General features: G+C 57.6%; 9 protein-coding genes and 1 riboswitch. Of the genes, 4 read left to right on the top strand and 5 right to left on the bottom strand.

Annotated features, from left to right (window positions below; genetic code table 11):
- Positions 1-222: 222 nt before the first annotated feature.
- The 5 genes from JQU52_RS14325 to JQU52_RS14345 are packed head-to-tail and all read right to left on the bottom strand — an operon-like array spanning position 223 to position 3036.
- Positions 223-804: a ZapG family protein gene (locus JQU52_RS14325; protein ID WP_230339118.1), complete on the bottom strand. Its 582-nt coding sequence runs from the start codon at positions 802-804 to the stop codon at positions 223-225.
- Between the two features lie 49 nt (positions 805-853).
- Positions 854-1219 (bottom strand): Co2+/Mg2+ efflux protein ApaG, encoded by a 366-nt coding sequence (apaG, locus tag JQU52_RS14330; protein ID WP_230339119.1) that lies wholly within the window; start codon positions 1217-1219, stop codon positions 854-856.
- A 30-nt stretch (positions 1220-1249) separates the two neighbouring features.
- Positions 1250-1759, bottom strand: coding sequence for a phosphatidylglycerophosphatase A family protein (locus tag JQU52_RS14335; RefSeq protein ID WP_230339120.1), 510 nt, complete (start codon positions 1757-1759; stop codon positions 1250-1252).
- Positions 1752-2714 (bottom strand): thiamine-phosphate kinase, encoded by a 963-nt coding sequence (gene thiL / locus JQU52_RS14340; RefSeq protein WP_230339121.1) that lies wholly within the window; start codon positions 2712-2714, stop codon positions 1752-1754. Before thiL ends, JQU52_RS14335 begins: the two co-directional genes overlap by 8 nt.
- Positions 2715-2727: 13 nt before the next feature.
- Positions 2728-3036 carry a hypothetical protein gene (locus JQU52_RS14345; protein WP_230339122.1) on the bottom strand — a complete coding sequence of 103 codons (309 nt, stop codon included), beginning with the start codon at positions 3034-3036 and terminating at the stop codon, positions 2728-2730.
- Positions 3037-3351: 315 nt separating this feature from the next.
- Positions 3352-3454: riboswitch (SAM-I-IV-variant riboswitch) on the bottom strand.
- 373 nt (positions 3455-3827) lie between these two features.
- Here JQU52_RS14345 and JQU52_RS14350 point away from each other — a divergent pair.
- The 4 genes from JQU52_RS14350 (at position 3828) to truC (ending at position 11741) form a co-directional block, all read left to right on the top strand.
- A complete protein-coding gene (locus JQU52_RS14350; protein WP_230339123.1) occupies positions 3828-5675 on the top strand; it encodes an autotransporter assembly complex protein TamA in 1848 nt (615 codons plus the stop codon).
- Entirely contained in the window at positions 5675-9538 is a 3864-nt protein-coding gene (locus JQU52_RS14355) for a translocation/assembly module TamB domain-containing protein (RefSeq protein ID WP_230339124.1), read from the top strand. The genes JQU52_RS14350 and JQU52_RS14355 overlap by 1 nt, the downstream gene beginning before the upstream one ends.
- Before the next feature lie 197 nt (positions 9539-9735).
- Positions 9736-11010 (top strand): lipid IV(A) 3-deoxy-D-manno-octulosonic acid transferase, encoded by a 1275-nt coding sequence (gene waaA / locus JQU52_RS14360; RefSeq protein ID WP_230339125.1) that lies wholly within the window; start codon positions 9736-9738, stop codon positions 11008-11010.
- An 8-nt stretch (positions 11011-11018) separates the two neighbouring features.
- Complete coding sequence (gene truC, locus JQU52_RS14365; protein ID WP_230340604.1) at positions 11019-11741, top strand: tRNA pseudouridine(65) synthase TruC; 723 nt, start codon at positions 11019-11021, stop codon at positions 11739-11741.
- The last annotated feature ends 87 nt before the right edge of the window (positions 11742-11828 follow it).

The following is an 11828-nucleotide window of genomic DNA, read 5'->3' on the forward strand; positions in this document are numbered from 1 at the left end:
TCTTGCGACATTTTCAAATTTCTTGGCCTATATTCTTTGGGTACGAGCGTCTTACTGAGGTAAGCTAAAACGCAGTTTCTGCGAAGCCAAAACCCAACTTAAACACTTTCAGGCAGCCTTAAACAATCAACCAACGCCCTATCTGCCGCCGCCATTAAAAAACCGCCTGTTTCACCTCAACTAGGCAAACAAGCGGTTTAGGGTATGGCCATCAAATCCAAATCAGGGCTTGGGCTGTTGTAAATCCACGGTTTCAGCCGTTGGCGGTATGGCTTCTTCCGGCTGGGTTTCGGCCACGGTTGCCGGTGCAGCAGTCGGCACCCTGTCGGCCACGCGATCGGGCTGGCCGGTAAACGGTACCACTTCGGCCTCGGTGGCGTCGGTGTAAGGCGGCGGCGGAATGTCGTCTTCAGGCAGCCTTGCGGCAGCGGATGTGTTGTCTGCGGCGGCACTTTCAGGCAGCGCAATCACGCTGGTGGCCGCCAAATAGGCCACGGTCACCGATTTATCGCTGCGTTTGGCCAGCTGCTCCTGCAAGGCTTCTTTGCCCATCAGGCTTTGTGCGCCTTGGCTTAGGTGTTGCACCACTTTTTGGTAGCTGCGGTTTAACTCGTCCACGGCAGCGGCGGTTTCCACAAAGTGCTTGTCCACATCTTGGCGGTAATCGCTGAATTTCTGCACCAAGGCTTCGTGTTGTTTTTTCTGGTCGCCGCTTTGGCGCAGCAGCAGCCACATCACCAATAAACCCACCAACAGGCCAACCACGCCCGCCAATATCAGTTGCGCTTCCCAAGGTAGATTCATGTTTCACTCCTTTGATTGTGTGCAGCATCAGCCAAAATGGCATTGGAAACTACTGCAAGGTTAATGGTGCTTTCAACTCAAAAGCAGGAATTGGCGCCCAAAAACGGCTGCCGTCTTGCCGCTCAAATTCATAGCGCCCCACCATATTGCCCCAAGGCGTGTGCAAGCGGGCGCCGCTGGTGTAGGAAAAACCGGCGCCAGGCATCAGCAGCGGCTCCTCGCCCACCACGCCAGCGCCGTCAACGGTGTCGGTTTTGCCCAGCGCATCGGTGATTTCCCAATGGCGGTTGCGCAAGGTTACCGGTTCTTCATCGTGGTTTTCAATGGTGATGTGGTAGGCAAAGGCATAGCTGTCGCGCAGCAAATCGCTGTGCTCGGGCAAAAATTCGGTGTCAACGCGGATATGGATATTCATGTGGATGACTTGGGGTTGTGTGCCCCTATCTTACCAAGCAAGCAGCTCCGCCAACAACCACAATAACCCCAAACTAAAAACCGCGGCCAGCAAATCATCCAGCATAATGCCGAGCCCGCCATGAATACGGGCGTCAAACCAGCGGATTGGCCACGGCTTTAGCGCATCGAAAAAACGGAATACGGCAAATGCCGCCAGCCACCACGCCCATGTCAACGGCACAAACAACAGCACCAACACCATGGCGGCGATTTCGTCCCACACAATACCGCCATAATCCTGCCGCCCCAATTTTTGCTCGGTGTAGCTGCAAATGGGAATGCCCACCGCAAACAGCATGGCGGCCACCAGTAGCAATCCATGCCACGGCAACTGCAATTGCAACAGCAGCCAAGCCAGCGGCAAGGCAGGCAAGGTGCCGAAGGTGCCGGGGGCTTTGGGTGCCAACCCGGTGCCGAAGCCGAAGCCCAGCAAGCACACCGGGTTTTTGAATAACCAAGACAATGTGGGGGTAACAGGCGGCGTGGATGGGTTAGCCAAAATGATCGTATCCTTGTTGGTCAAGCTTTATCGGGTGGCCATCGGCATCCAGGCAGTGCAGTACCTGGCGCTGCTCGGTAATGGTGCCGATGCGGCTCAGTGCCGTGCCGCTGGCAATGCCGGCCGCGGCCACCGCCGCACGCTGCGCCGGCGCGGCAGTAAACAGCAATTCGTAATCGTCGCCACCGGCCAATAATAAAGGCAGCAAAGTGCTTTCAGGCAGCCCGTGGCGTAAAGCGGCCAAGGTGGGCAATTGCGTGGTATCCACATCGGCACCCACCCCTGAAGCGCGCAAAATATGCTGTAAATCCTGCGCCACGCCGTCAGACACATCCAGCGCCGCACTGGCCACGCCCAGCAAAGCCTGCCCCAAAGCCACCTGAGGAGTTGGCCGCAACAAAGCTTGGTTGCACTCGGCAAACACGGTTTCAGGTAGCCTTAAGCGCCCCAGCCGTTGCTGCAAAGCGGCGGCGGCCAAACCCACTCGCCCCGACAGCCAGATATCGTCACCCACCTGTGCGCCGCTGCGGCGCAAACCCTGCCCTTGCGGCACCGTGCCGCCGATGGTGATGTTGAACACATAATCGCCACGGGTGGTGTCGCCGCCAATCAGCGTAACGCCATGCGCGGCTGCCAACGAGAACAGGCTGTCGCAAAAAGAGCTAAGCCACACCGGATTAAGCTGCGGCAAAGCGGCACTGAGCAAAGCCCAACGCGGCTGTGCACCCATGGCCGCCATGTCCGACAAGTTCACCGCCAGCACTTTGTGGGCGATGTCGGCCGCGGCTTCATCGGCAAAAAAATGCCGCCCGGCCAGTAACATATCGGTGCTGATGCACCAGTCCAAACCCGGCAGCGGCCGCACAATGGCGGCATCATCGCCAATGCCCAATACCACCTCGGCACCGCTCTGCTGGCGCTGCAAATACTGGCGGATAAAATCAAATTCGCCCATGAGCGTATCGCTTTCAGGCAGCCTTGTCGGCACCACAGGCCGCCAAAGCTTGCTGCGCCTGCATTTGCAACGCCGCCAATGCCGCATCAATATCGGTCACGCCCAGCAAAAACAGGCTGCTGCGCACGGCACTCAAATCCGCATCGTCAAATAAGGGGGTGTCGGCAGCTGCCGGAAAGCAGGCTGCGCTTTGCCATTGCCCTGATACCGGGCAGACACAACACAAGGGCACCGCCGACTGTTGCGGCAGACACAGCCAAAACCGCACCGTACTGCTGGCGGCGGTGGCATGGAAAGTTAAGGTAAGGTGTTCGATTTTCATGGTATTCCGTTCCTTTTAGCATATTGTGATTGTGGGGCTGCAAGTCGGTTTAAATGACCCCATGGTGTTTCATACCAATTCTACAAAACAAGATAACAAGGCGGAACTGATTTACTCGGTGCTTCAGCGCCCTAGTAAATCGTTCTCTTTGAGCTGAGTCGCAGACAGTACAAGTAGTACGGAACAGAGTTTGTTGGCGCTTTAGCGCCTTACAAAATCGTTCGCTTTACGCTAAGGCGAGCCAACGCAGTTAGGTTGTTTTGTAGAATTGGTATCACATAACAAAAACACCCGTCTCTTAAACTCAAGAGCCCGGGTGCATGCCGTTTTTGCCGCTCAACACGGCCACATCTGCACTGCGCATTCCACCTTGCCGACCGGCAGGTTGGCATGGATATTCCAACTCTGGATGTTGGCCGTCATACTATCGCCCGCAGCGGCGGCTTGTCAATCGCGTTATATCATTACAAAAAATAACCCAACGCCTTTGCTATGCCTTATTCTGTCAGTATCGGCGAAATGGTATGATACCGCTGGGTAACGCACGGCATTTACACCGCCGCAACAATAAGCACAAGCAAATAATGTTAAAATGGTGGTCGTTTTGCTCATTTAAAAAGATTTCGGCATTTTTGAATGCATTTCAGGCTGCCTGAAACAAGCTTGGCTTAAAACGCAGATTCAGCCACTGCATCCGCTTTCAACAAACACCTTGCTACCACCACCCTGCCCGCAAGCACAAATTAAAATACCTTGGCCATCAATGATTGGTATGCCGTTTTGTCAGACTTATGAACAAACCATTTCACCTTACTCTTTTGGCCGCCACCTTATCGATGGCGGCATTCACCGCCACGGCCGCCGAAACGCAGGCCGTGGCAGCTGATGCGACCACCAATGAAGCCGAAGAAGCCAAAAGCAGCCGTTTTTTCGGTCTGTTTGAAACCAAAGCCGTGCCGGTGCTACGCTATCCGGTGCGGGTAGAAAGTGACAACAAAGATCTCAAAACCTTGGTGGAAACCCATCTGCCGCTGATTACCCAGCAACAAGAAGAAGCATTGGATCGCGAGCAAGCCGCTTTTCTGGCCGAAGATGCCCCTGCTCAAGCCACCACCATGCTGGAAACCCAAGGCTATTTCAACAGCAAAATCACCATTAGCCCCGATGGCGAAGGCTATGTGCTGCACATCACCCCCGGCCCGCGCACGCAGATTGACGCTGTAAACGTGGCCATTCTGGGCGATATTCTGGCCGACGACAATCTGGCACAATACTATAAAAACGCCATGGAAAACTGGGCATTGCCCGTGGGCGACCCGTTCACCCAAAGCGCTTGGGGCAGCAGCAAAAGCGCCGTACTCGCCGCTGTGGTGCGCCACAAATATCCACTGGCCAGCATCAGCGCCAGCCAAGCCACGGTAGACCCCAACCGCAACCAAGCCGAATTGGCGCTCACGGTAGACAGCAAACAGCCAGTGTATTTCGGCGAAATCGAAGTGAGCGGCACCCAGCGCTATCCGCAAAGCGTGGTGTTGGGCATGGCGCGTTTTGCACCCGGCTCACCCTATGATTTAGACAAAATCCTCGACTACCAGCAAGCGCTGGAGCAAGACAGCCATTACGGCGGTGCCTCGGTACAGGCCGACTTTGCCAATATGCAAGGTGATCGTGTGCCGGTAAAAGTGAGCGTGAGCGAAGTGAAGCGGCAAAAATTCGACTTCGGCCTGCGCTACGACTCCGCCGATGGCCCCGGTATCCGCTTGGGCTACGATCACTACAATGTCTTTAACCGCGGCTATGTGGCTTCCACCCTATTCGACATCGACCGCTACCAAGCCACCGTGGGTGTGGGTTTGAGCCAGCCACGCAAAGCCAACGGCCGCTTCTGGACCAGCAACCTCAGCTATAACCGCTCTACCACCCAAAATCTGGAAAAAAATGCCATCTCCAGCGGCGTTTGGTATGTGCGCGATAAAAACAACATCGACTCACGCTTAGGGCTGGAATACCTCACCGAAAGCAGCCGCATCACCAACGGCCCGGATTTGGGTCGCAGCAATGCCTTGATGCTCACCGCCTCGTGGAAACGCCAAAACATCGAAACCCAATTGCGCCCGGCCAACGGCTATTTTCTGGAAGGCAAAATCGGCAGCACGGTGGGCAGCTTGGGCTCGTCTACCTCAATACAGCGCGCTGCCGCCCGCGCCGGCTATTTCTATACCCCGCAAGAGCGCAAATACGGCACTTTGGTGTTGCGCGGCCAGCTGGGCTATGTGCGTGCCGGTGAAGACAAAGACGTGCCTTCGAGCCTGATGTTCCGCACCGGCGGCGCCACCAGTGTGCGCGGCTACGAGCAAGACAGCATCGGCCTGCCCGGCTTTAATAATTCGGTATTGCCGAATCGCGCTCTGGGCGTGGTCAGTGTGGAATATCAAGTGCCGGTGAACAAAGATTTCTCGGTGGCCGTGTTTCACGACGCCGGCTCAGTTTCACATTCATTCAAAGACACCAAATGGCAGCAAGGCAGCGGCATCGGCCTGCGCTGGTTTAGCCCTCTGGCGCCGTTTGCCTTTGATGTGGCCTATGGCCATCAAGACAAAAAAATACGCTGGCACATCAGCCTAGGAACCCGTTTCTGATGACGCAACATCAAACCCCACCCGCGCCGCCCGGCCACAGCAATGGCGATACGCCAGCGGTAACACCACGCCCGCGCCGCCACTGGCTGCGGCGCGCTCTGCTGAGCTTGGCTGCATTTTTATTGCTGTTATCCGGCAGCATAGGCTGGCTGGTGGGCACCGAATCCGGCCTGCGCTTGGGTTTACTGCGCCTACCCGCCCTGTTTGGGGTGCAGATTCAGGCGGAAAACCCGCAAGGCACACTCTGGCGCGGTTTTGCGCTGGAAAAAACCCACATCAACACCGGCGGCAGCGACATCAGCCTTGATTCACTGGTGCTGGACTGGGATTCTTCTGCCCTGTGGCAGCGCCAGCTGCACATCCGCCGTTTGGCCGTGGGTGAAATCCACATTGTCAGCCAAGCCAGCCCACCCAAGCCGGATCAAGCCGCAGCTACCTTGCCCAAAAGCATTAGCCTGCCGGTGGCGGTGAATGTGGATGCGCTGGAGCTGGGGGGCATTACTGTGGGCGAACCCAAACAAGTGGTGTTGCTGCCCAGCCGCGCCAGCTATGTTTACGACCACCACAACCACCGCCTGCACATTGCCGCCTTGCGCACACCTTGGCACAACATTCAAGGCGACATCAGCCTGAACACCGAAAGCCCCTTTGCCCTTAACGGCAAGCTCAGCGGCGAAGGCCTGCTCGACGAGCAAGCCGTGAGCAGCGAAGCCGTGCTTTCAGGCAGCCTCGAAACCCCGGCGCTGGCCGCGCAAATGCACGGCGGCCCCATTCATCTGCAAACCGATGCCAAACTCAAGCCGTTTGCACTGCAACTAAACCACAAAATCATCAGCTTGAATCTATTAGGGCGGCAGCTTAATCCGCACGCTTTCCTGCCCAGCCTGCCCAAAGCCGATGTGGATTTCAGCATCGGCATGGCACCCAACATCAGCCATCGCGATGAATTGGACGGCATCATCAGCCTGAGCAACCGCACACCGGCGGCGGCCGATACCGGCGGCCTGCCGCTGCGCCTGCTCACCGGCCAACTTAAAATCGACAGCCAAGGCCAGATCAATATCCAAACGCTGGATGCGCAATTAATGCAAAAAGGCAGCATCAATGTGCGCGGCCAGGTCAACACCACCGAGCGTCAGCTCGACATCACCGCCCTGCTGCAAAACCTGCAGAGCCAAGATGTGCTCAACAACACCCTGCCCGGCAGCCTGAACGGCAGCATCCATGTACACGGCAGCCTGACCAGCCCCCAAACCGACTGGCAGTTTGACACCGAAAAAGCCCGCAGCAGCGGCACCTTGCAACTGCTCACCGACCAAGCCAGCGCCCAACAAACCCTGCTGCTGGAAAAACTACAACTACTGCCGCGCGATGGCGGCGTGCTCAACGCTTCAGGCAGCCTTGCCCTATTTCAGCAACAGGCACTGGAATTAAATGTAGACAGCCAAAATTTCAATCCCAACAAACTCAACGACCGCTTTCCCAGCGGCCGCGTAAACGGCAGCATCAACATCAAAGGCACCTTAGCCGACAGCCCCAACATCAGCGGCCAGATGCAATGGCAAAACAGCGTCTTGTCCGGCGCACCACTAGCGGGCAAGGCCGATGTGCACTACCAAGATCAGCACCTGAGCCGTGCCGACATCAACCTAGCCCTAGGTCGCAACCGTATTATCAGCAACGGTAGCTTTGGCAAAGCGGGCGACAAGCTCAACTTGGACATCAACGCCCCGCAATTGGATTTGTTCGGCTTCGGCCTCAAAGGCTTGCTCACCGCCAAAGGCTTTATCAGCGGCGAACCGAAAAAACTCACCGCCAACCTCAGCGGCCAAGCACGCGGCTTAGAAGTACAAAAAGTGCTGCAAGTGCAAACCTTGGACTTCGCTCTGCAAGGCTCGCCCGATGTAACTCAGCCGCTCAATATCCGCATCAACGGCCAAACACTGAACGCCGGCGGCACCCGTATCGAGCGCATCAACACCCTGATTAACGGCCGCGGCAACAACCACACCATTCGCGCCGATGCCCAATTGCAGCTCGACGGCAAACCCTACCGCCTCGATGTGGCCGCCAACGGCGGGCTGGATGAAAAATACCAGTGGCGCGGCCGCGTGGGCACACTGGACATCGGCGGTGCCTTCAACCTCAAGCTACTGGCACCTTTGCAGCTGGAAGCGGGCGCCGAGCGGGTGGTGATGAACAACGCCCGCTGGGCGGCCATGGGCGGCAGCCTCAACCTGCAGTCGCTACTGTGGGACAAAAAACAAGGCCTCACCAGCCGCGGCAATGCCAGCAACTTAGCAGTACAGCAGCTGCACAATATAATGCCCTTGCCAATAGAGCAAAACTTGGTGCTCAGCGGCGACTGGGATTTGTCCTACAGCAACAATGCCCGTGGCTACCTGAAAATCCGGCAGCAATCCGGCGACATCATCCTACCCTATCGCAAACAGGCGTTGGGCTTAAGCAAAGTAGTGCTCGACACCCGTTTTCAAAACGGGCGTATCGACAACCACCTCACTGGCGATACCCGTTACGGCAATGTTGATGCCCGCGTAGCCATTGCCCAGCAATTTGGTAACGACATCCTCAAAGCACCGGTGAGCGGCCACATCAAGGTAAACGCCCCCGATTTGGCCAATTTCCGCTATTTAATGCCGGTGGGCATGGAAGCACGCGGCAGCTTGGCCGCCGATGCCGCCGTGAGCGGCACCGTGGGCACGCCGCTGCTCAACGGCAGCCTCAACGGCAATAATCTGTATTACCGCGAGCGCGGCAACGGCGTGATTCTGGAAAACGGCACCTTGCGCAGCCGCTTCCAAGGCCGCCGCCTCTTGATTGACGCCCTCAACTTCAAGCGCAAAGACGGCGACATCACCCTCAAAGGCGTGGTCAATATGGTGGGCACCACCCCCGATGTAGACGTGACCGCCCAATTCAACCGCTACCCCATTCTGGACCAAGTCAACCGCCGCCTCACGTTAAGCGGCCACTCACAACTGATTTACACCCTGAGCCGCGGCATCATCCTCACCGGCGAGCTTAAAGTGGATCAAGGTCATTTCGGTTTTCCCAAGGCGGGCATGCCCACTTTGGGTGATGATGTGGTGGTGCTCGGGCGCGAAAAACCGGCTGCCAGCGCCGCCTTGCCGGTTAGCCTGAGTATGACACTGGATTTGAACGATAAATTCCGTTTTAGCGGCGAAGGGCTGGACGTGTTGCTGGGCGGCCGCTTGGTGGCCACCAGCACACCCACTCAGGAGTTGCAGCTGGTGGGGTCGGTGAATATTATCAAAGGCCAATACAAAGCCTATGGGCAGGATCTGGTAATCCAACAAGGCAGCATTTCCTTTGTCGGCCCCATCGACGACCCCAACCTGCGCCTACGCGCCACCCGCCGCTCTTCTCCGGTGGAGGCCGGTGTCGAGGCACTGGGCAATCTGAGCAATCCGCGCATCAGCCTTACCGCCAACGAGCCAATGAGTGAAAAAGACAAATTATCCTGGCTCATTCTGGGGCGTGCCAGCAGCGGCAGCGCCGGCGACGAAGCGGCACTGAGCGCCGCCGCCAGTGCTTGGCTGGCCGGTGGTCTGAACGACCGCTTGGGGCTGGTGGACGAATTGGGCTTTACCAGCCAGCAAACCCGTAACCACCAAACCGGCGAAATGAACCCGGCCGAGCAGGTGATTACCGTGGGCAAGCGGCTCACCAACGACCTGTATGTCAGCTATTTATACGGCATTGAGAGCGCCACCCAAACCGTGAAGCTAACCTACCAAATCAACCGCGCCCTGCAAGCCATCGGCAAAGTGAGCACCGAATCGGTGGGCGGCGAAATCCGCTACAGCATCCGCTTTGATTAAACTTCAGGCAGCCTTGCCAGCAGTAAGGTTGCCTGAAATAGTACATCGTCATTGCCGAACTTAACTCGGCAATCCATTGACCCAAAGCAAGCTGTAGGTAGAAGCATAACCGCACGCAAGAGTGAAACTCCATTCATGAGGTGGCCTTAGAGCCTGTTCACCACTCAGGCTGCCTGAAACCCCAATATATAACCTTTATGCTGCTCAACTTCCTCTACCAAACCCTGTGGCAGATTGCCCCGCCGTTTATCCGCCGCTATCTGCGCCGCCGTGCGCGGCAGGCACCGGCGTATCTGGCGCACTGGAACGAGCGCTTCGGCCAGCCCCACCCCGCGCCGATGCAAAAAGCCATTTGGGTGCATGCCGTATCGGTGGGCGAAACCCGTGCTGCCGAGCCGCTGATTCAGGCACTGCAACAGCATTTCCCCAACACCCCACTGCTGATTACCCAAACCACCCCAACCGGCCGCGCCACCGCCGAAACACTCTACCCGCAAGCGCAATGCCGCTACCTGCCCTACGACAAACCCAGCTACATCCGCCAATTCCTGCACGAACACCAGCCGCGTTTGGGCATCTTGATGGAAACCGAAATCTGGCCCAACACCCTGTTTTTGTGTCATCAACACGGCATCCCCATGTTTATGGCCAATGCGCGGCTATCGGAAAAATCGCAGCAAGGCTACCTGAAAGCCCGCAGCCTAATCCGCCCGGCACTACAAACCCTGCTCGGCTGCTATGCGCAAACCGAAGCCGATGCCGAGCGTTTGCGCCGTATCGGTGCCGCCCATGTAACGGTGTGCGGCAACAGCAAATACGACATCAGCGCCCCCGCGGCCATGCACGCCTTGGCCGCCGATTTCAAACAACGCATCGGCAACCGCCCGGTGGTGGTGGCCGCCAGCACCCGCTTTTACCAGCAGCAAGACGAAGCCGCGCTGCTGCTGCAAGCCTGGCAAGCCTACCGTGGCAATGCCCTACTAATTATCGTGCCGCGCCATCCCGAGCGCTTTCAGGCAGCCTTCAGCAGCGCTGAGCAACACGGCTTTAAAGTGCAAAACCGCAGCGACAACACCCCGGTACACGCCAACACCCAAATCTGGATTGGCGACAGCATGGGTGAATTATTTGCCTATTTTCTGGCTGCCGAAGTGGCGTTTGTGGGCGGCAGCTTGGTCGACAGCGGCTGCCACAATATGATTGAGCCGATTGCCTGCGGCCTGCCTACCCTGTTTGGCCCGTCCACTTATAATTTTGCCGCCGCTGCGGCCAGCGCCGTGGCCAGCGGTGCCGCCGTGCAAGTGGCCGATGCCACCGCATGGCAACAGCAAACCGCCGCCCTCTTGGCCAACCCCGCCGCCCGCACCCACATGGCCGCGCAAGCACACGGCTTTATCCGCCAACACCAAGGCGCCAGCGCGCGCATGGCTGCCGCCATTGGCGCCAGCATCGCCGCGACCAAGCCCACATGACCGCCCCGCTGCTGCCCATCCTCTACCAAGACGACACCCTAGTGGCCATCTGCAAACCGGCGGGCATGTTGGTGCACAGAAGCTGGCTCGACCAACACGAAACCCGCTTTGCCATGCAAACCCTGCGCGACCAAATCGGCCAACATGTTTTTCCCGTACACCGCCTCGACCGCCCCACCTCCGGCGTGCTGCTGTTTGCCCTCAACAGCCACACCGCCCGCCTGCTGTCACAGCAATTCGAAACACAGCAAATCCGCAAATCCTACTTGGCCATCGTGCGCGGCTGGCTGCACGGCAGCGGCCGCATCGACTACCCGCTGAAAGAAGTGCTGGATAAAATTGCCGACTGCATGGCCGATCACAACAAACCACCGCAAAGCGCCGTTACCGACTACCGCTGCCTAGGCTTAAGCGAACTGCCCTACCCGTGCGGCCCGCACCCCAGCAGCCGCTTCAGCTTGCTGCAATTGCAGCCGCACAGCGGACGCAAACACCAGCTGCGCCGTCACCTCAAACACCTATTCCACCCCATTCTGGGCGACAGCAATTACGGCGACAAAAAACAAAACCGCGCCCTGGCCGCCCACACCGGCATCCCCCGCCTGCTGCTGCACGCCGAAAGCCTCAGCTTCCAACACCCGCACAACGGCACCGCCCTCACCCTAAACGCGCCGGTAGACAACGATTGGCAACACATCGCCGCCGCCATGGCCTTCAGGCAGCCTGAATAATACCAATCCTAAAAATAACCTTACAAAATAAAGTAGTTTGACAATCCCATCCGCGGGTCGGATTCTTGAATCCGACATTTAACCATC

It is taken from the genome of Paralysiella testudinis (assembly GCF_016894345.1).
Classification (GTDB): Bacteria; Pseudomonadota; Gammaproteobacteria; order Burkholderiales; family Neisseriaceae; genus Paralysiella; species Paralysiella testudinis.

Coding starts and splice junctions, on each gene's coding strand:
- JQU52_RS14325 (WP_230339118.1), bottom strand. CDS start 804: ATGAATCTACCTTGGGAAGCGCAACTGATATTGGCGGGCGTGGTTGGC.
- apaG (WP_230339119.1), bottom strand. CDS start 1,219: ATGAATATCCATATCCGCGTTGACACCGAATTTTTGCCCGAGCACAGC.
- thiL (WP_230339121.1), bottom strand. CDS start 2,714: ATGGGCGAATTTGATTTTATCCGCCAGTATTTGCAGCGCCAGCAGAGC.
- JQU52_RS14345 (WP_230339122.1), bottom strand. CDS start 3,036: ATGAAAATCGAACACCTTACCTTAACTTTCCATGCCACCGCCGCCAGC.
- JQU52_RS14350 (WP_230339123.1), top strand. CDS start 3,828: ATGAACAAACCATTTCACCTTACTCTTTTGGCCGCCACCTTATCGATG.
- JQU52_RS14355 (WP_230339124.1), top strand. CDS start 5,675: ATGACGCAACATCAAACCCCACCCGCGCCGCCCGGCCACAGCAATGGC.
- waaA (WP_230339125.1), top strand. CDS start 9,736: ATGCTGCTCAACTTCCTCTACCAAACCCTGTGGCAGATTGCCCCGCCG.